This window comes from Polaromonas sp., from assembly GCF_043778355.1.
Lineage (GTDB): Bacteria > Pseudomonadota > Gammaproteobacteria > Burkholderiales > Burkholderiaceae_C > Polaromonas.
Genome location: NZ_JAYWHI010000031.1, coordinates 198,742 through 218,924 on the forward strand (window position 1 = coordinate 198,742; position 20,183 = coordinate 218,924).

At 61.6% G+C, this 20,183-nt stretch carries 18 protein-coding genes; all 18 read right to left on the reverse strand.

Going from position 1 to position 20,183, the window contains the following annotated elements; translation table 11 throughout:
* Positions 1 to 67: 67 nt before the first annotated feature.
* Positions 68 to 688 (reverse strand): imidazoleglycerol-phosphate dehydratase HisB, encoded by a 621-nt coding sequence (gene hisB, locus ACH2CW_RS05835; RefSeq protein WP_395056010.1) that lies wholly within the window; start codon positions 686 to 688, stop codon positions 68 to 70.
* Complete coding sequence (hisC, locus tag ACH2CW_RS05840; RefSeq protein ID WP_395056012.1) at positions 685 to 1,755, reverse strand: histidinol-phosphate transaminase; 1,071 nt, start codon at positions 1,753 to 1,755, stop codon at positions 685 to 687. Before hisC ends, hisB begins: the two co-directional genes overlap by 4 nt.
* 116 nt (positions 1,756 to 1,871) lie before the next feature.
* Entirely contained in the window at positions 1,872 to 3,191 is a 1,320-nt protein-coding gene (gene hisD, locus ACH2CW_RS05845; RefSeq protein WP_395056014.1) for a histidinol dehydrogenase, read from the reverse strand.
* Positions 3,192 to 3,198: 7 nt separating this feature from the next.
* Entirely contained in the window at positions 3,199 to 3,846 is a 648-nt protein-coding gene (gene hisG / locus ACH2CW_RS05850; protein ID WP_395056016.1) for an ATP phosphoribosyltransferase, read from the reverse strand.
* Positions 3,843 to 5,117, reverse strand: a complete 1,275-nt coding sequence (gene murA, locus ACH2CW_RS05855) for a UDP-N-acetylglucosamine 1-carboxyvinyltransferase (RefSeq protein ID WP_395056018.1) — start codon at positions 5,115 to 5,117, stop codon at positions 3,843 to 3,845. The genes hisG and murA overlap by 4 nt, the downstream gene beginning before the upstream one ends.
* A 4-nt stretch (positions 5,118 to 5,121) precedes the next feature.
* Positions 5,122 to 5,367: a BolA family protein gene (locus ACH2CW_RS05860; protein ID WP_395056020.1), complete on the reverse strand. Its 246-nt coding sequence runs from the start codon at positions 5,365 to 5,367 to the stop codon at positions 5,122 to 5,124.
* An 18-nt stretch (positions 5,368 to 5,385) separates the two neighbouring features.
* Positions 5,386 to 6,141, reverse strand: coding sequence for an ABC transporter permease (locus tag ACH2CW_RS05865; protein ID WP_395056022.1), 756 nt, complete (start codon positions 6,139 to 6,141; stop codon positions 5,386 to 5,388).
* Positions 6,138 to 7,067 (reverse strand): ABC transporter ATP-binding protein, encoded by a 930-nt coding sequence (locus ACH2CW_RS05870; RefSeq protein ID WP_395056024.1) that lies wholly within the window; start codon positions 7,065 to 7,067, stop codon positions 6,138 to 6,140. The genes ACH2CW_RS05865 and ACH2CW_RS05870 overlap by 4 nt, the downstream gene beginning before the upstream one ends.
* Positions 7,068 to 7,149: 82 nt before the next feature.
* Positions 7,150 to 7,419, reverse strand: a complete 270-nt coding sequence (locus ACH2CW_RS05875) for a lipid asymmetry maintenance protein MlaB (protein WP_395056025.1) — start codon at positions 7,417 to 7,419, stop codon at positions 7,150 to 7,152.
* Between the two features lie 13 nt (positions 7,420 to 7,432).
* A complete protein-coding gene (locus tag ACH2CW_RS05880) occupies positions 7,433 to 8,065 on the reverse strand; it encodes a phospholipid-binding protein MlaC (RefSeq protein ID WP_395056027.1) in 633 nt (210 codons plus the stop codon).
* Between the two features lie 138 nt (positions 8,066 to 8,203).
* The gene (locus tag ACH2CW_RS05885) at positions 8,204 to 8,953 is read right to left on the reverse strand and encodes a VacJ family lipoprotein (protein WP_395056029.1); all 750 of its coding nucleotides are present in this window, start codon (positions 8,951 to 8,953) and stop codon (positions 8,204 to 8,206) included.
* Positions 8,950 to 9,456 carry an outer membrane lipid asymmetry maintenance protein MlaD gene (gene mlaD / locus ACH2CW_RS05890; protein ID WP_395056031.1) on the reverse strand — a complete coding sequence of 169 codons (507 nt, stop codon included), beginning with the start codon at positions 9,454 to 9,456 and terminating at the stop codon, positions 8,950 to 8,952. The genes ACH2CW_RS05885 and mlaD overlap by 4 nt, the downstream gene beginning before the upstream one ends.
* A gap of 96 nt (positions 9,457 to 9,552) precedes the next feature.
* Positions 9,553 to 10,338 carry a lipid asymmetry maintenance ABC transporter permease subunit MlaE gene (gene mlaE / locus ACH2CW_RS05895; protein ID WP_395056033.1) on the reverse strand — a complete coding sequence of 262 codons (786 nt, stop codon included), beginning with the start codon at positions 10,336 to 10,338 and terminating at the stop codon, positions 9,553 to 9,555.
* The gene (locus ACH2CW_RS05900) at positions 10,335 to 11,183 is read right to left on the reverse strand and encodes an ABC transporter ATP-binding protein (protein ID WP_395056035.1); all 849 of its coding nucleotides are present in this window, start codon (positions 11,181 to 11,183) and stop codon (positions 10,335 to 10,337) included. The genes mlaE and ACH2CW_RS05900 overlap by 4 nt, the downstream gene beginning before the upstream one ends.
* Positions 11,184 to 11,727: 544 nt before the next feature.
* A complete protein-coding gene (locus ACH2CW_RS05905) occupies positions 11,728 to 13,206 on the reverse strand; it encodes a glutamate synthase subunit beta (RefSeq protein ID WP_395056037.1) in 1,479 nt (492 codons plus the stop codon).
* A gap of 26 nt (positions 13,207 to 13,232) precedes the next feature.
* Positions 13,233 to 18,023, reverse strand: coding sequence for a glutamate synthase-related protein (locus ACH2CW_RS05910; protein WP_395056039.1), 4,791 nt, complete (start codon positions 18,021 to 18,023; stop codon positions 13,233 to 13,235).
* A gap of 227 nt (positions 18,024 to 18,250) precedes the next feature.
* A complete protein-coding gene (locus ACH2CW_RS05915) occupies positions 18,251 to 18,949 on the reverse strand; it encodes an REP-associated tyrosine transposase (protein WP_395056041.1) in 699 nt (232 codons plus the stop codon).
* Positions 18,950 to 19,017: 68 nt separating this feature from the next.
* Positions 19,018 to 20,166 carry an ABC transporter substrate-binding protein gene (locus ACH2CW_RS05920; RefSeq protein WP_395056043.1) on the reverse strand — a complete coding sequence of 383 codons (1,149 nt, stop codon included), beginning with the start codon at positions 20,164 to 20,166 and terminating at the stop codon, positions 19,018 to 19,020.
* Between the last annotated feature and the right edge of the window lie 17 nt (positions 20,167 to 20,183).

Here is a 20,183-nt window from a genome sequence, read left to right on the forward strand (position 1 = left end):
AATAGCTTTCCACGCAAGCAAGCAATGGGCCAGAGGCCAAAACAATGCATAAAGCCATGGTGTTGCCTTACAACAAGCCCTTGGTCGAGGGAATCACGCCGGCAGCGCGCGGGTCGATCTCCAGCGCCATGCGCAGGGCGCGCGCAAAGGCCTTGAACACGGTCTCGGCCTGGTGGTGAGCGTTGTCGCCGCGCAGGTTGTCGATGTGCAGGGTCACAAACGCATGGTTGGCAAAGCCCTGGAAAAACTCATAAGCGAGCTGGCTGTCGAAGGTCCCGATCATGCCGCTCTTGAAAGGTACGTGCATCTCCAGGCCCGGCCGGCCGGAAAAATCAATCACCACACGCGACAGCGCCTCGTCCAGCGGTACATAAGCATGGCCGTAACGGCGCAGGCCTTTTTTGTCGCCCACCGCCTGCGCCACCGCCTGGCCGAAGGTGATGCCCACATCTTCCACCGTGTGGTGGCCGTCGATGTGCAGGTCGCCGTCCGCCTGGATGTCCAGATCGATCAGGCCGTGGCGGGCGATCTGGTCCAGCATGTGGTCGAAAAAACCGATGCCGGTGGACAAGCGCGACTGCCCGGTGCCGTCGAGGTTGAGCTTGACGGAGATTTTGGTCTCGGCGGTATTGCGCGAGATCTCGGCAGTTCTCGGTGCGAGAGGAGCCAGGGCGGTCGGGGTGGTCATAGGGATTTTTTGAGCGCTGCCAGCATCTGCGCATTCTCGTCAGCGGTGCCGACGGTCAGGCGCAAACAATCTGTCAGCAGAGGGTGCATTTTAGAAACATTTTTGACCAGCACGCCGCATGAGCGCATGCCTTCAAAGATTTTTGCCGCATCGACCACACGGATCAGCACCATGTTGGCGTCGCTTTTCCAGGTTTTGACGCCCGGCAAGGCACGCAATGCGTCCACCAGCAGCGTGCGTTGGGCGCGTATGTCCTGCGCCTGTTCGGCAAACACCGCAGCATGCTCCAGCGCAAACAGCGCGCACTCGTAATTGAGCACACTGATGTTGTAGGGTGGGCGCACCTTGTCGATTTCGGCGATCAGCGCCTTCGGGCCCATCATGTAACCCAACCGCACGCCGGCCAAACCGAACTTGCTCATGGTGCGCATCAGCAGCACGTGGCTGTAACGCCCAGGCTGTTCGGCCATGCGGGTGATGTAGCTGCGGCTGGCGAAAGGCTGGTAGGCCTCGTCCATCACCACCAGGCCTGGCGCTGCGGCAATGATCTTGTCGATGACCGCGTCGTCCCACAGGTTGGCGGTCGGGTTGTTGGGGTAGGCGATGTAGATGATGGACGGCTGGTGTTCGGCAATTGCAGCCAGCATCGCGGCTTCGTCAAGCTCGAATTCGGTCGTCAAGGGCACGCCGATGAACTTCAGGCCCTGCAACTGGGCGCTCATGCCGTACATCACAAAACCGGGCAGCGGCGCCAGGATGGAAGCTCCGGGCACATCGCAGGCCATGGCCAGCAGCGAGATCAGTTCGTCCGAGCCGTTGCCCAGCATGATGTCAAAACCTTCAGGCATGCCAGCGTGTTCGGCCAGCGCCTTGCGCAGATCATTGATACGGCCGTCGGGATAACGGTTCAGCGCCAACGCGCCCAGGCGCTGGCCCAGATGCGCCTGCAGCGCCACGGGCAGCCGATGCGGGTTTTCCATCGCGTCGAGCTTGACCAGGCCGCTTGACTCCTGGATGGCGTAGGCGTGCATGGACTGCACGTCTTGCCGAAAAATGTGCGCCCCCACGCTTGTCACTTCGCGTACTGCGCTGCCCCCCGAGGGGGCGCTGCGCCTGCGGCCCGGCAAAGCCGGTTCCGCGGCCCCGGCTGGTAGGGAAATCTCTGACTTGTCGGTGGCTGCGCTCACTTCTTCATCCTCATTTCGGCGGCTTGGGCGTGCGCCTGCAGGCCTTCGCCATAAGCCAGCTCGGCGGCGATCTGGCCCAGCGTCTGCGCGCCGGCCTCGCTGACCTCGATGAGGCTGGAGCGTTTCTGGAAGTCGTAAACACCCAGCGGGCTGGAGAAACGTGCGGTCCCGCTGGTCGGCAACACATGGTTGGGGCCGGCACAGTAGTCGCCCAGCGATTCACTGGTGTAAGCGCCGAGAAAAATCGCACCGGCGTGTTTGAGCAGGGGTTCCCATCGGTGCGGGTCGCGACTGCTGACCTCAAGATGTTCGGGCGCGATGCGGTTGCTGATGGCGCAGGCTTCTTCCATGCTACGCGTCTGGATGAGTGCGCCTCGGTCGGTCAATGACTTGGCGATGATGGCGGCTCTTGGCATGGAGGGGAGCAGTCGGTTGATGGCTTCTTGTACCGCGTCAATGTAGGCTGCGTCCGGGCACAGCAGAATGCTTTGCGCCAGCTCGTCATGTTCGGCCTGGCTAAACAAATCCATGGCTACCCAGTCGGCGGGCGTGGTGCCATCGGCCAACACCAGAATTTCGCTAGGGCCGGCAATCATGTCGATGCCAACGGTGCCGAAGACACGCTTTTTGGCACTGGCCACGTAGGCATTGCCGGGGCCGGTGATCTTGTCAACCTTGGGTATCGACTGTGTGCCGTAGGCGAGAGCCGCTACCGCCTGCGCGCCACCCACCGTGAAGGCGCGTGTGACACCAGCCACATAGGCAGCGGCCAGCACCAGCGCGTTTTTTTCGCCGCGCGGGGTGGGCACCACCATGATGATCTCGCCAACACCGGCCACATGGGCGGGGATCGCGTTCATCAATACCGAGGAGGGATAAGCCGCCTTGCCGCCCGGCACGTAAATACCAGCGCGGTCCAGCGGCGTGACCTTCTGACCCAGCAGTGTGCCGTCCGCATCGCGGTAACTCCAGCTTTCGCCAGAAGCCTCCTTCTGGGCTTCGTGGTAGCTGCGCACACGGGCAGCGGCGGCCTGCAGGGCCTCGCGCTGCGCTTTGGGTATCGCGTCGAAGGCCACCTTGAGTTCGGCCTGCGTCAGCTCCAGCGCCTGCAGCGAAGCCACGTCGAGGTGGTCAAACCGGCGTGTGTAGTCAAGCACCGCCGCATCGCCGCGCTGCCGCACGTCGGCCAGGATGTCGGCAACGACTTTTTCGATGGCCGCATCGGTGTCGGCCGACCAGTGCAGCCGCGCCGTGAGTTGGGCATCAAAGGCCGCGTCAGCCGTTGACAAATGGGCGGGAGAAGCTATCAATTTCATAGCGTTTTCAGGCGGTGGGTTTGCCGATGGCGGAAGCGAAAGCGTCGATGATGCCCCTCAGCGGCGCCTGCTTGAGCTTGAGCGCCACCTGGTTGACCACCAGGTGCGAGCTGATGTCCATGATGCGTTCGACCTCGACCAGGTGGTTGGCCTTGAGCGTGTTGCCGCTGCTGACCAGATCGACAATCGCGTCAGCCAGGCCGGTCAGCGGCGCCAGCTCCATGCTGCCGTAGAGCTTGATCAGGTCCACGTGCACGCCCTTGGTGGCAAAAAAATCGCGCGCGATGCTGACAAATTTGGTCGCGACTTTCAGGCGCGAGCCCTGCTTGACTGCTGCTTCGTAGTCGAAGCCGTCGCGCACGGCCACACTCATACGGCATTTGGCGATCTGCAGATCCAGCGGTTGGTACAGACCCTGACCGCCGTGTTCGATCAGCGTGTCTTTGCCAGTCACGCCGATGTCGGCGCCGCCATACTGCACATAGGTCGGCACGTCGGTGGCCCGCACCAGCACCACCCGCACATCGGGCCGGTTGGTGTCAATGATCAGCTTGCGCGATTTTTCCGGGTCTTCCAGAACCTCAATGCCTGCGGCCTTGAGCAGCGGCAGGGTCTCGTCGAAAATGCGTCCTTTGGACAGGGCCAGGGTGATCATGATTTGATCCGCTCAATGTCCGCACCAATGCCGCGCAGCTTGGCTTCCATCTGGTCGTAGCCACGATCCAGGTGGTAGATGCGGTCGATCAGGGTCTCGCCTTCGGCCACCAGACCGGCAATCACCAGGCTGGCCGACGCGCGCAGATCGGTCGCCATCACGGTGGCGCCCGAGAGTTTCTCCACGCCTTCAATGATTGCAAACTTGCCATCGATCTGGATATTTGCACCCAGACGCACCATCTCATTGACGTGCATGAAACGGTTCTCAAAAATCGTTTCCGTGACCTTGCTAGCGCCTTCGGCAATCGCGTTGAGCGCCATGAACTGGGCTTGCATGTCGGTCGGAAAGCCCGGGTATTCGGTGGTGCGGAAGGACTGGGCCTGCATGCGCCCCGAGGCCTGGACGCGGATGAAGCCGTCTCCTTCAGTGACCACGGCGCCGGCGGCACGCAGCAGGTCGATCACAGCGTCCAGGTGGTCGGCGCGGCCGTGGCGCAGCACCACATCGCCGCCTGCCGCCGCAACGGCACACAGGAAGGTACCGGTTTCGATGCGGTCGGCCACCACCTGATGCGTGCAGCCGTGCAGTCGCTCCACACCCTGGATGCGGATGCGGCTGCTGCCATGGCCCTCAATCTTCGCCCCCATCTTGATCAGCATCTCGGCAAGATCGCCGATCTCCGGCTCCTGCGCGGCGTTTTCAAGAATGGTTTCGCCCTCTGCCAGGCTGGCGGCCATCATGAAGTTCTCGGTACCGGTGACGGTGACCATGTCGGTCGTGATGCTGCAGCCCTTCAGGCGTTTTTGACCCGCTGGCAGTTTGGCAATCATGTAGCCATGTTCGACCACGATGTCAGCGCCCATGGCCTGCATGCCCTTGATGTGCTGGTCCACCGGGCGCGAACCGATCGCGCAGCCGCCGGGCAGCGAGACCGTGGCCTCGCCGAAACGGGCCAGCAGCGGTCCCAGCGCCAGCACCGAGGCCCGCATGGTCTTGACCAGCTCGTAGGGCGCCTCTGGCGAGCTCAGACCGCCAGCGTTGATCAGCACGGCGCCCGCACTGCCTTCGACCCGCTCGGCGCTCACGCCCATGTTGCGTATCAGCTTGAGCATGGTCGCCACGTCCTGCAGGCGCGGGACATTTTCCAGCGTGACGGGTTCGGCCGTCAGCAGCGCTGCGCACAGCTCGGGCAGGGCTGCGTTTTTGGCGCCGGAAATATCGACGGTGCCGGCCAGCGTCCGGCCACCCTTGATCAGTAGTTTGTCCATGTGCTTATTCTGCGGGATGGTTGGCCCATTCGGCGGGCGTGTAGGTTTTCATGGAGAGGGCATGCACCTCGTCGGTCTGCAAGCGCCCGCCCAGCGTGGCATACACCCGCTGGTGGCGCTGGATCAGGCGCTGGCCTTCAAATGCACTGGAGACCACGGTGGCATACCAATGCCGGCCGTCGCCTGTGAGTTCAATGTGTTCGCAGGGCAGGCCGGAGGCAATGATGGCTTGGAGTTCTTCGCTGGTCATGGTGTTTCGTGAATTCGGTCAGTGTCTTATTTTGTAGCCGATGCGGAGCAGGTGGATGGCAATTCCACTGACCACCAGCCAGGCCGTGCCCACAATGGCCAGGCTCAACCACGGTGAGACGTCGCTGACACCAAAAAAACCGTATCGGAAACCGTCGATCATGTAGAAAAACGGGTTCAGGTGGCTGACGGTCTGCCAGAACGGCGGCAGCGAATGGATAGAGTAAAACACACCACTCAGAAAGGTCATGGGCATGATCACGAAGTTCTGGAACACCGCCATCTGGTCGAACTTCTCCGACCACAGACCGGCGATCAGACCCAGCGCGCCGAGCAGGCCGGCGCCCAGCAGGGCAAACACGATGATCCACAGCGGCGCCGCAAAGTCCGGCCGGCCAAAATAGACCGTGACGGCAAATACGCCCAGGCCCACGACCAGCCCACGCACGATGGACGAGCCCACATAGGCACAAAACCAGGCCCAGTGTGACAGCGGTGTCAGAAGCACAAACACCAGACTGCCCATGATCTTGCTCTGGATCAGCGAGGATGACGTGTTGGCAAAGGCGTTTTGCAACACGCTCATCATCACCAGGCCGGGCACCAGGAAGGCGGTGTAGCTGACCGTGCCGTACACCTTGACCTGGTCCTGCAACACATGGCCGAAGATCAGCATGTACATGACAGCAGTGAGAATCGGCGCGCCGACGGTCTGGAAGCCGACTTTCCAGAAGCGCATGACTTCCTTGTAAAACAGCGTCTGCCAACCGGTCATGCCGTCACCCCGACCTTCTCTGCCATCACTTCCAGAAACACATCTTCCAGGTCAGCCTTGCGGATCTCGACATCCTCGGCCACCAGGCCGGCCTCACGGATGGCGCTGAGGTAGTGCTCGATCTCGTTGGCATTGTGCGCAGGCAGTTGCACGATGCGGCCGGTGATGCGCGCCTTGTCGGCCAGCGCTTTCGGCAATTCGCTGTCGATCTTGAAACGCAGCACGTTCGAGGACGCGGACTTGAGCAGCTCCGACGTGGAGGCCAGGGCTACCACGCGCCCCTGCTTGAGCATGGCAATGCGGCTGCACAGGGCCTCGGCCTCTTCCAGGTAGTGCGTCGTGAGCAACACGGTGCTTCCCTGCTTGTTGAGTTTGGCAATGAATTGCCAGAGCGTTTGGCGCAGTTCCACATCCACGCCGGCGGTAGGCTCGTCGAGCACGATCACCTGCGGCTTGTGTACCAGCGCCTGGGCCACCAGCATGCGTCGCTTCATCCCGCCTGACAGCTGCCGCATGTTGGCGCCGGCCTTGTCGGCCAGGCCCAGGCTGGCCAGCAGTTCGTCGATCCAGTCGTCGTTGTTTCTGACTCCGAAGTAGCCGGACTGGATACGCAGCGCCTCGCGCACTGTGAAAAAGGGGTCGAACACGAGCTCCTGCGGCACCACGCCCAACTTGCGGCGCGCGGCGGCATAGTCCGTCACCACATTGCTGCCATGGACCGTCACGGTGCCGCTGCTGGCACGGGACAGACCCGCCAGAATGCTGATCAGCGAAGTTTTGCCGGCGCCATTGGGCCCGAGCAGGCCAAAAAATTCGCCCGGCTGGATGTCGAAGCTGACAGCGTCCAGCGCCCTGATACCTGGAGCGGAGCGGCTGTTTGTAGAAGGGTAATTTTTAGAGACCGACTGGAAGGAGATGGCTGGCATGAGCCAGCTATTTTACGGCGCAAGCCGACACCTTCGCCGCAGCTTGCCCGGAAAAGGGCATTGCGGACCTTCCAGAGGATACTCAGGCGGCCGGAAGCAACGCCTCAACGCCGTACAGGCCGGCGAGGCGGCGCAGGCGTTCAGGCAAGCCCAGCACCGAAAACGTCTTGCCGCCCGCCAGCGCCTGGCGACGGCAGGCCAGCAAGACAGCCAGCGCGGAGGAGTCAAACTCCTGCAGCGCCCGGGCGTCCGCAACCACCTCGGCGCCGGCCTCACCTGCCTGATGGGCGCTCAGCGCGCGCACCGTCGAAACGGCAAGGTCATGCCTGAGAACGGCAGGAAGGGTCAGCACCGCAGCCACCCAGTCAGGACTTCTTGCCCGTGTTGGACTTGTTGCGCTCGGCCAGTGCGGCAATCAGGCCATCGACGCCCTTGGCGGAGATTTCCTGCGCGAACTGGGTCCGGTAGGTTTCGACCAGCCAGATGCCGAGCACATTCAGGTCATAAATTTTCCAGCCAGTGGGCGTCTTTTCCATGCGGTAGTCGAGCTGGATCGGGTCGCCGCGGCCAATCACTTCAGTACGTACCTGCACTTCAGTGTCGGCCGCCGCAGCGCGCAGCGGTTTGACACTAACGGTCTGGTCCTTGACCTGCGCCAATGCGCCCGAATAGGTGCGAATCAGCAAGGTCTTGAACTCATCCTGTAGCCGTTTTTGCTGCTCCGGCGTCGCCTGGCGCCAGTTCCGACCAACAGCCGCAGCGGTCATACGCGTGAAATTGACATGGGGCATGACCTTGCCATCCACCAGCGCAATGATCTTTCCGGTATCGCCGGACTGAATCGACTTGTCCGCCTTGATGGCATCCAGCACTTCAGTGGAAGTCCTCTTGATCAGGGCATCGGGCGCTTCGTCAGCCGCGCGCACAGCAGGGCCTGCGGCCAGCAGTACCAAGGCAAGGGAGGCGCCAACAACATGGCTAAAAATACGACGGTTCATGGCTTCTCTTTCATGTCAGATCAAAAGCAGGCGGAATCGCGTGGGGCGCACAAGACCTTCAGACTTCATTGGACAGCAGCTTGCCTGCTTTGGTTCATGCGTCCGGTGAAGTTCCGGCAATGAACTTGTAAAGCTTCTTTACCGGGCCGGCGCCCGCGCGGGCGTCTTTTCAGGCAGGTCGTAGCGCTCTTCCACGTCGCCATTGGATTCCAGCACGGCGCCGCGCCGCTGCAGGTAGGAATCACGCGTGAAGCTGTATTTGTCCAGCGCAGCCTGGTCCAGCACCTCGCCCGCGCGCAGCAGGCTGGCGCGCAAATCCACAGCACGCAGCACGTACAGCGAGTTTCTGGCCGAAACATCATGCACATGGTTCACCAGGTCGCCCTTGGCGTCCACCACCAGGGCGGCGGTATCGCGAACCGTCGATGGGCCAAGAAGAGGCAGCACCAGGTACGGGCCCGTATCTACACCCCAGCGTCCCAGCGTCTTGCCGAAATCCTGGCGATGCCGCTCAATACCCATCTCGGTGGCCCAGTCCAGCACACCACCCAGCCCCATGGTGGTGTTGATACTGAAACGCATCAGGCTGTCGCCCGCCGCCTGGGGGCGCCCCTGCAGCAAGTTGTTGACCATGGACCAGACATCGGTCAGGTTGGCAAAAAAGTTGTTGACGCCGGTACGCACGGGCGAGGGCAGCACATCCTGGTAAACCTGCGCAACGGGCTTGACGATGGCCTCGTCCAGGCCTTCGTTAAAGCGGCTCACGCTGCGGTTGAAAGGTTCAAACGGGTCCCGTGGATTGGGTCCGGTGGCGCAGCCCTGCAGCAATGCAAGAACAAGCAGGCCGGCACCCAGGCTGGCAAGTTTCGTGGTGGTGAGTGTTTTCATTTTTTATCGTTGGTCCCTGTCGGCGCCGCAGTCGTTGATGTTGAACTGCTGTCCGCCGCCTTGCTGTACAAAAACTGGCTGATCAGGTTTTCCAGCACCACGGCCGACTGGGTCTGCTTGACCACGTCACCCGCTGCCAGATTTTTCACGTCAGCGCCCGCCTCAATCCCGATATATTGCTCCCCCAGCAGGCCACTGGTGAGTATTTTCAGAGAGCTGTCCTTGGGGAAAACGTACCGGCTCTCCATCGCCAGATTAACACTGGCTTGATAGGATTTGTCATCAAATGTAATATTTTCCACGCGTCCGACGATGACGCCCGCACTTTTGACCGCAGCGCGTGGTTTTAATCCACCAATGTTGTCAAATTTCGCCACCACCGCATAAGACTTGTCGAAATTCAAGGTCAGCAAATTGGCCGCCTTGAGGGCAAGAAACAGCAAAGCTGCCGCGCCAGCCAGCACAAACAGCCCGACCCACAGATCATTTTTGGAGCGTTGCATCAAGGTTCCTTAAAAAGACCGCCGGCGGCCTGCGCCAGACAGTGGGGACAGAGAGGATTTTCGCATCGGAAGACGGTCTTTCGGGGTGGTAAAAAGTCACACGCTGAACATCAGGGCCGTCAGGATGAAGTCAAGTCCAAGCACCGCCAGGGAGGCCAGCACCACGGTACGCGTGGTGGCGCGAGCCACTCCTTCCGGCGTGGCCTGGGCTTCAAAGCCCTGAAAAAGTGCGATGAAAGTCACCGTGACGCCAAACACCACGCTTTTCACCACGCCGTTGCCAACATCGCGCCAGACATCGACGCCGGACTGCATCTGGCTCCAGAAAGCACCCGCATCCACCCCAATCATCAACACGCCGACCACCCAGCCGCCAAGAATGCCGACAGCGCTGAACACCGCGGCCAGCAAGGGCATGGCGATCACGCCGCCCCAAAAACGCGGCGCGAGAATCCGGCGCACCGGATCGACCGCCATCATCTCCATCGCCGAGAGTTGCTCGCCGGCCTTCATCAAACCGATTTCCGCCGTCAGCGCAGTGCCGGCGCGTCCTGCAAACAGCAAGGCCGTCACCACCGGACCCAGTTCGCGAACCAGGCTCAGCGCCACCAGCAAGCCTAGCGCCTCTGAGGAACCATAACGCTGCAACGCGTAATAACTCTGCAGGCCGAGCACAAACCCGACAAACAGCCCCGACACCGTGATGATGGCCAGCGAATAATTGCCCAGGAAAAAAATCTGGTCGCGAACCAGCCCAAAGCGCGCAAACACCGGGCCGGTCAGCGCAAGCAGGCGCGCCATCATGCGGGCGCCGTAACCGAGCTCCCGCAGCTTGCCGCGCACGGCAAAACCCAGGTCGGACAACAAGTTGGCGATGCTCATGGCCGCTTTCCCTTGCCCACCGCAGCCTGCGACCCGAAGTCGTCAGCCTCACTCGGCCCCGGATAATGAAACCGGACCGGGCCTTCAGCCAGCGCATTGACAAACTGGTGCACCAGCGGATCGGCGGAGTGACGCACTTCTTCAGGGGTCCCCTGGGCCGCAATACCCCCGTTGGCCAGAATGATGACCTTGTCGGCGATACGAAAGGTTTCTTCCAGGTCATGCGACACCACGATGCTGGTGATGCCCAGCGTGTCGTTTAGCTGGCGTATCAGCTGCGCAGCGGTGCCCAGCGAAATCGGGTCCAGGCCGGCAAAGGGCTCGTCGTACATGATGAGCTCCGGGTCCAGCACGATGGCGCGCGCCAGCGCCACCCGCCTGGCCATGCCGCCGGAGATTTCACTGGGCATGAGATCGCGCGCACCGCGCAGGCCAACCGCGTTAAGTTTCATCAACACGATGTCGCGGATCAACTCCTGCGTCAAGGATGTGTGTTCACGCAACGGAAAAGCCACGTTGTCGAACACGCTCAGATCGGTAAACAGGGCGCCAAACTGGAACAACATGCCCATGCGGCGACGCGCGGCGTACAGTTCGGCCTGGCTCAGCCGCCCGATGTCGCGGCCGTCGAACAACACCTCGCCCTGGTTGGCTTTCTGTTGGCCGCCGATCAATCGCAACACCGTGGTTTTACCGCCGCCCGAGGCGCCCATCAGCGCCGTGACCTTGCCGCGCGGCACCGACAAGGTGACGTCGTTCAGGATCAAACGATCACCAGTGGCGCCAGGGTAGGCAAAGGTGACGTGCTTGAATTCGAGCAGTGGAGAAGGCGCGCTGTCGGACATGAGGGGAAAGAAAAAGCCGGCGAAAGCACCGGCTTCGATTGCAATGGCCCCAATGATAAAGGGTTTGCCCTGATGAGGTTGCAGGAATAAAGAGCTTGTCCCTCTAAAGCTACGCACTGGAACAGGGGGAGACCACGGCGCAACGCGTCCTGGCGCACCGATCAACGCCTGTGACGCAGGTTATATGCAGCAAATCAGACCCCAGCCCGTGGCTCATGGGCGTGAGTAGCTATAGTTTTTATAGCGCACCGACAACCACCGCGAGATTGATCCTGCAGTGGCAGGTCGCTGTAGCCCATCAGGAATTCGTCCACCGAACATGCGGACTGGCGGCCCTCGAGCCGCGCGGGCGCCAGCCCGCGCGATTGTCAAGCCGCCCACCGGGCGATTTGCGAGGGCCAGTGCTGTTTCAGCGTGGCAGGTCGCTGTAGCCCATCAGGAATTCGTCCACCGAACACGCGAACTGGCGGCCCTCGCGCCGCGCGGGCACCGGCCTGCGCGACTGTCAAGCCGCCCACAGGGCGATTTGCGAGGGCCAGTGTTTTCAGCGTGGCAGGTCGCTGTACCCCATCAGGAATTCGTCCACCGAACGTGCGGCTTGGCGGCCCTCGCGAATCGCCCACACCACCAGGCTTTGCCCGCGGCGGATGTCTCCCGCCGCAAACACCTTGGGGACGTTGGTGGCATAACCGCCGGTGAAGTCGGTGCTGGCCTTGGCGTTGCCACGCGCATCTTTCTCAACACCAAACGCGTCCAGTACGGCAGAGACCGGGGCCACAAAACCCATGGCCAGCAGCACCAGGTCGGCCTTGAGCGTCTGCTCCGAGCCGGCGACTTCGACCATCTTGCCGTCCTTCCATTCGACACGCACGGTCTTCAGGCCGGTGACCTTGCCGCCGTCGCCGATCAGTTCCTTGGTGGAAATGGCAAATTCACGATCACATCCCTCTTCGTGCGAGGACGAGGTGCGCAGCTTGATCGGCCAGTAGGGCCAGGTCATGGGGCGGTTTTCCTCTTCGGGCGGCTGAGGCATCAGCTCGAACTGGGTCACGCTGGCAGCGCCGTGACGGTTGCTGGTGCCGACGCAGTCAGAGCCGGTGTCACCACCACCGATGACGATCACATGTTTGCCCTCGGCGCGCAACTGGTCCTTGACCTTGTCGCCCGCATTGACCTTGTTTTGCTGCGGCAAAAATTCCATCGCGTAATGCACGCCGGCCAGGTCGCGGCCGGGAACCGGCAAATCGCGCGACTGCTCGGCGCCGCCGGTCAGCAGGACCGCATCGAAATCCTTTTGCAACTGCTCGGGTGTGATGGTTTCCCTGGCCCAGTTGGTGACTTTGGAGTCCTTGCCGAGCGGGTCCTGAGCCTTGCCAACCATCACGCCAGTGCGGAAGGTCACGCCCTCGGCCTGCATCTGCGCGACGCGCCGGTCGATATGGATCTTCTCCATCTTGAAGTCAGGGATGCCGTAACGCAGCAGGCCGCCAACACGGTCGTTCTTCTCGAACAGGGTCACGTCATGGCCCACACGCGCGAGCTGCTGAGCGGCTGCCATGCCGGCCGGGCCGGAGCCAACCACCGCCACCTTTTTGCCGGTCTTGTGCTGTGGCGGCTGCGGCTGCACCCAGCCTTCGGCCCAGGCGCGGTCGATGATGGCGTGTTCGATGGACTTGATACCCACCGCATCGTCATTCACATTGAGCGTGCAAGCAGCCTCGCAGGGCGCCGGACAGATGCGGCCAGTGAACTCCGGGAAGTTGTTGGTGCTGTGCAGCGTGTCGATGGCACTTTTCCAGTCGGCCCGGAACACCATGTCGTTGAAGTCCGGAATGATGTTGTTGACCGGGCAGCCGCTGTTGCAAAACGGCGTGCCGCAGTCCATGCAGCGCGCGGCCTGCTTGTTGGCCTGTGCGTCGTCCAGGCCAATCACAAACTCCCTGTAGTTTTTCAGGCGCTCGGGGACCGGCTTGTAGCCCTCCTCGATGCGTTCGTATTCCATGAAACCGGTGACTTTTCCCATGTGGCTACTCCAGATACTTCTTGTGTTCAGGCTGCGGTCTTGGCAGCTTTGACCGCCGGTTTACCGGCCGTTTTGGCAGGGACGGCGGCTGCCTTTTTGGCGGCCATCTCGCCGAGCGCGCGTTTGTATTCCAGCGGGAACACCTTGATGAACTTGCCTCTGGCCTCGGCCCAGTTGTCCAGCAGTTCGCGCGCGCGTTTGCTGCCAGTCCAGCGGTTGTGGTCTTCCAGCAGCTTGCGCAGTTGCGCCTCGTCGGTCTGGCCGCCGTGCCAGAGGCCCTGCTCGCCGCCGGCCTCCTGCTGGGCTGCCGGTTGGACTTTTTCCAGCGACACCATGGCAGTGTTGCATCGCTTGGCAAAGTGGCCGTCTTCGTCGTACACGTACGCGATGCCGCCGCTCATGCCGGCCGCGAAGTTGCGCCCGGTTTTTCCGAGCACGGCCACGGTTCCGCCAGTCATGTATTCGCAGCCATGGTCGCCGGTGCCTTCCACAACCGCGGTCGCGCCCGACAGACGCACCGCAAAACGCTCACCTGCAACGCCGCTGAAGAAGGCCTCGCCGGTGGTCGCGCCGTAGAGCACGGTGTTGCCAACGATGGTGTTCTTGACCGCGTCGCCACGGAAGTCGATGCTTGGACGCACCACAATGCGGCCGCCCGACAGGCCCTTGCCGGTGTAATCGTTGGCATCGCCAATCAGGTACAGGGTGATGCCTTTGGCCAGGAAAGCGCCGAAGGACTGGCCGCCTGTGCCCTCAAGCTGGATGCGCAGCGTGTCGTCCGGCAGACCCTCCGGATGGCGCCGCGTCAATTCGCCCGACAGCATGGCACCGACGGTGCGGTTGACGTTGCGCGCGACCTCGATGAACTGGACTTTTTCCCCCTTTTCCAGCGCGGCCTTCGATTTTTCGATAAGACGCACGTCCAGCGCTTTTTCCAGCGCGTGGTCCTGCGTCATCACATGCAGGCGCGGAACGTCTGCCGGCACATTCGGCTGGTAAAACAGGCGCGAGAAATCCAGACCACCGGCCTTCCAGTGTTCAATGCCCTTCTGGGTGTCGAGCAGGTCGGCGCGACCAATCAGTTCGTCGAAGGTGCGAATACCCAACTGCGCCATCAACTGGCGCGCCTCTTCGGCGACGAAGAAGAAATAGTTGACGACATGTTCGGGCTTGCCGCTGAATTTCTGGCGCAGAACCGGGTCTTGTGTGGCCACGCCTACCGGGCAGGTGTTCAGGTGGCATTTGCGCATCATGATGCAACCCTCAACCACCAGCGGGGCGGTCGCAAAACCGAATTCGTCGGCGCCCAGCAAGGCGCCAATGACCACGTCGCGCCCGGTTTTCATCTGGCCGTCGGCCTGCACCCGGATGCGGCCGCGCAGGCGGTTGAGCACCAGCGTCTGCTGGGTTTCGGCGAGGCCAATCTCCCAGGGTGAGCCTGCATGTTTGATCGACGACCAGGGCGACGCACCGGTGCCGCCGTCATGGCCGGCAATCACCACGTGGTCGGACTTGGCTTTCGCCACGCCCGCGGCAATCGTGCCCACGCCCACCTCGCTGACCAGCTTGACGCTGATGCTGGCGCGCGGGTTGACGTTTTTCAGATCGTGGATCAGCTGCGCCAGATCCTCGATCGAATAGATGTCGTGGTGCGGCGGTGGCGAAATCAGGCCGACACCAGGCACCGAATAACGCAACTGGCCAATGTAGTCGCTGACCTTGCCGCCAGGCAGCTGACCGCCCTCGCCCGGCTTGGCGCCCTGCGCCATCTTGATCTGTATCTGGTCCGCCGACACCAGGTATTCGGCGGTGACGCCAAATCGGCCGGAGGCCACCTGCTTGATACGCGAACGCAGTGAATCGCCGTCCTGCAGCGGCAGATCGACCTCAACCACACCTTCGCCGATCACACTTTTGAGCGTTTCGCCCTGCTTGATCGGGATGCCCTTGAGTTCCTGACGGTAGCGCCTGGGATCTTCGCCGCCCTCACCGGTGTTGCTCTTGCCGCCAATGCGGTTCATGGCAACGGCCAGCGTCGCATGCGCCTCGGTGCTGATCGAACCCAGCGACATCGCGCCTGTCGCAAACCGCTTGACGATCTCCTTGGCCGGCTCGACCTCATCAATCGGAATGGCCTTGGCGGGATCGATGCGGAACTCGAACAGACCGCGCAAGGTCATGTGGCGGCGGTTCTGGTCGTTGATCAGCTGGGCGTATTCCTTGTAGGTGTTCCAGTTGTTTGACCGCGTTGAATGCTGCAGCTTGGCAATCGCGTCGGGCGTCCACATGTGGTCCTCGCCGCGCACGCGCCAGGCATATTCCCCGCCAGCGTCCAGCATGTTGGCCAGCACCGGGTCGTTGCCAAAAGCGGCCTTGTGCATGCGCAGGGCTTCTTCAGCGATCTCGAACACGCCCATGCCCTCGACCTGGCTGGCGGTGCCTGTGAAAAACTTGTCGATGGTCGCGCGGTTCAGCCCGATGGCCTCGAACAACTGCGCGCCGCAGTAACTCATGTAGGTGGACACGCCCATCTTGGACATGATCTTTGACAGGCCCTTGCCGATGGCCTTGACGTAGTTGTAAATCGCCTTGTCAGTACTGAGCTCACCTGGCAGGTCTTTCGACAGCTCGGCCAGGGTTTCCATGGCGAGGTAGGGATGGACGGCTTCCGCGCCGTAACCCGCGAGTACGGCAAAGTGATGCACTTCACGGGCCGAGCCGGTCTCGACCACCAGGCCAGCGGTGGTGCGCAGGCCTTCCTTGACCAGGTGCTGGTGGATGGCCGACAGCGCCAGCAGGGCCGGAATCGCCACCTGCGCCGGGCTGATCGCGCGGTCGCTGACGATCAATATGTTTTTCCCGCTCTTGATCGCGTCGACCGCTTCCGCGCACAGCGAGGCCAGTTTGGCTTCCACCCCTTCGCGGCCCCAGGCCAGCGGATAGGTGATGTCCAGCGTGTAGCTGCGGAACTTGCCCTGCGTGTAGGTCTCGATGTCGCGCAGCTTGCGCATATCGGCAACATTGAGCACCGGCTGGCTGACTTCCAGCCGCATCGGCGGATTGACCTGGTTGATGTCCAGCAGATTCGGCTTGGGGCCGACGAAGGACACCAGCGACATCACAATCGCCTCGCGAATCGGGTCAATCGGCGGATTGGTGACCTGCGCGAACAATTGTTTGAAGTAGTTGTACAGCGACTTGTTCTTGTTGGACAACACGGCCAGCGGGCTGTCATTGCCCATGGAGCCCGTGCCCTCCTCGCCATTGACGGCCATTGGCGACATCAGGAACTTGATGTCTTCCTGGGTGTAGCCAAAGGCCTGTTGACGGTCCAGCAGCGAATGGGATTCGGTCAGGCCAGAGCTCGATGCCGAGGTGGCGCTGGCTTCGTCGGCGCCCATCTTCATTCCGTCGGTTGGTGCGGGCACGGCGGTCGTCTGCACATCGTCGAGGCGAATACGCAGGTTTTCAATCCACTGCTTGTAGGGCTTGCTGTGCGCCAGCGTGGCCTTGATTTCTTCGTCATCGACCATGCGACCCTGTTCCAGGTCAATCAGGAACATCTTGCCGGGCTGCAGCCGCCACTTGCGCACGATCTTGTTTTCGGGAATTGGCAACACGCCCGATTCCGAAGCCATGATGACCAGATCGTCGTCAGTCACGCAGTATCGCGAGGGACGCAGGCCATTGCGGTCCAGTGTGGCGCCGATCTGGCGGCCGTCGGTGAAGACGATGGAAGCCGGGCCGTCCCAGGGCTCCAGCATGGCTGCGTGGTACTCGTAGAAGGCCTTGCGGCGTTCGTCCATGGTGGTGTGTTGCTCCCAGGGCTCGGGAATCATCATCATCACGGCCTGGCTGATCGGGTAACCGGCCATGGTCAGCAATTCCAGGCAGTTGTCGAAGGTTGCTGTGTCGGACTGGTCGGCAAAACTGATGGGGTAGAGCTTTTGCAAGTCGGCGCCCAGCACCGGCGAGGACATCACGCCCTCACGCGCCTTCATCCAGTTGTAGTTGCCCTTGACGGTGTTGATCTCTCCGTTGTGCGCGACGTAGCGATAGGGGTGGGCCAGCGGCCACTCGGGGAAGGTGTTGGTCGAAAAACGCTGGTGCACCAGGCCCAGGGCCGACACACAACGCGGGTCGGTCAGGTCCAGGTAATAGGTGCCGACCTGGTCGGCCAGCAGCAGGCCCTTGTAGACCACCGTGCGGCTGGACATGCTCGGAACGTAATACTCTTTGCTGTGCGTGAGCTTCAGACGCTGGATGGCGGCACTCGCGGTTTTGCGGATCACGTAGAGCTTGCGCTCCAGCGCGTCCTGCACGATGACGTCGTTGCCGCGGCCGATAAAAATCTGGCGCAGGATGGGTTCTTTCTTGCGCACCGTCGGCGACATTGGCATGTCGCGGTTGACCGGGACGTCGCGCCAGCCCAGCAGGACCTGGCCCTCCACACGCACCGCTCGTTCGAGCGCCTGTTCGCAGGCCAGGCGGGAGGCATGCTCTTTCGGCAGGAATACCATGCCCACGCCATATTCGCCAGGTGGCGGCAATGTCACGCCCTGTTTGGCCATTTCCTCGCGGTAGAGCGCATCGGGCAGCTGGATCAGGATACCGGCACCGTCACCCATGAGTTTGTCCGCGCCGACCGCACCCCGGTGATCGAGGTTTTCAAGAATCTTCAGACCCTGCTGGACAATCGCATGGCTTTTCTGGCCCTTGATGTGTGCCACAAAACCCACACCGCAAGCGTCGTGTTCGTTGGCCGGGCTGTAAAGACCGTTTTCTTGAAAATGCCTGATTTCAGCAGCCGTGGTCATGGCGCACTCCTGGTCAATGGAAAGACAGCGGCGGCAGAAATGCACAACCAACCTTGTCCTGCCTGGGTTCTTAATATGTCGCGGGGATGGAGAGCATAGTGCAGTGCAACAACAATGCCAAGTCAAATAATTGGGGTCAGATTCCGATTAAATTTCGGATTAAATAGGAACAATTAATTGGGGACAAATCAATATTCAGCGAATTTATCAATTAAATCGGGCAACTATCATCTGGCGCGCGGTGTACCCTGAGGCCGGCCCGCCGACGTCTTGCTGACGCGTCGCTGTGTTCGGGTTTGCAAATCGGCCACAAAACCGGTGTCGCCGAGTGCCCAGCCACTGAGTGTCGATTGCGTCAGCGCCAGTTGCCGATCGACCGTCACACCTCCGTGCACCATGTCTGCGTAAGCCGCTTCGCGTGCAAAAGGCGTGTTGCCGAGCGTCCAGAACAGCGGATGCGGTGTCACCAGCCTGTCCAGCCGTAGACCGGCGTAGTGGCCATGGCTGGACCACGGATAGTCGCGCGCCTGGGCCACCAGCCCATGGCGCACCGGATTGAGATCGATGTAGGCCATACACGCCAGCAGATAGGCTTCGGGCTGGATCACGGTGGACCGGTAGCGTCCTTCCCACAAGGTGCCGGAGCGCGCCTGCCGATCATTGAAATAGCGCACGTAGCGGCGGCCTATGGCCTGCATCAATTGCGGCACGCCATCTGCCGTTTCCGGGGTCGCCAGCAGATGGAAGTGGTTGTCCATCAACACATAGGCGTGGATGGCCACTGCGAACTTTCGGGCGTTGTCATCTATCAGGGCAAGCAGCGTCTGGTAGTCAGCGGCGGATGCGGCTATCGCCTGCCGGTTGTTGCCGCGCTGGATGATGTGCTGCGGGTAACCCGGGAGACTGAGACGGGGAAGACGGGCCATGGGGGTGATGCGCTGGAGTGCTGCGCATCATAAGACGGATCTGTCCCCGATTTCCGGAAACCTTCGATCTAACGCACCACCTTGCCGTCAGGCGTGATGGTGACCAGGTCGACCAATCGCACGGATTCATACTTTTTTGCGCGCAGATTCACGCGGAATCCACCCACGTCGTAGTCGGTCACGGATTCGAAGGCTTTCTGCAGCCCCGCACGGTCCACCTTGCCGCTCGCCGCGCTGCGCCGCACGCCTTCTGCGAAGGTGCGGGCGGCAATGTACCCCTCCACACTTTCATAACTCGGGTTCTGGTCGGTCTGGTTTAGCACGTCCAGGTATTCCTTGATGATGGGCGTGCCGGCACTGCGCGGCGACGGCACCACCTGAGAGATAACAACGCCGCCGATTTCCTTGCCAAGTGCCGTGAACAGCGGATCGATGCCGACCACCGAAAAGTTCAGAAACTGGCCGGCAAAGCCGGTCTTGCGCATGGCCCGGATGAAGGCGGCTGAGGTGTTGAACAGGCTGACCTGGATGATGGCCTGGGCGTTGGACTTGGCCAGCAGGGCCACGGCCGGACCGACCTTGTCGCTGTTGACCGGGGAAAAGACGCTCGCCACGAGCGGCGGCAATTTCAGGTCCATCAGCGCCTGATTGACGGCAGCCAGTCCGGCGCGTCCCATGGCGTCGTCCTCGGCGAACACCGCGATACGGCTCTGGTTCAGCGTGGCGCAATGGCGCACCATCTTGTAGGCTTCGTCGGCCAGCGCCGGCCGGATGTGGAAGGCGTTGCTCAAGGAGGCCTCACGCAGGCTGTCCGACGCCGCAAAAGGTGCAAAAAACAGGGTGTTGGCCGGTTTGGCCAGGGCAAAAGCTGCATCGCAACTGGCGGTACCCACGAAACCAAACAAGGCATCGACCTCGTCATCGATCAGTTGTTTTGCATTCGTGGCAGCTTTGCCGGGGTTGTAGCCGTCGTCGAGTGTTCTGACCTCGATTTTGTAACCGCCCGCACCGTTTTTGGCATTGATCGCATCAAAATAGAGCTTGGCACCGTTGAGGTAGGCCAGGCCGATCTGGTCTGCCGCACCGGTCAACGGTACGGACTGTCCGATCACAAGCTTGCGGCCGCCCCTGCCCGATTGCGACCAGATGGCAGGACTCCAGACCGCTGCGCCTGCCGACAGGGCGCTCGCAATAAGTGCACGACGATGAATTTTCATACTAGCCTTGGTTGAGT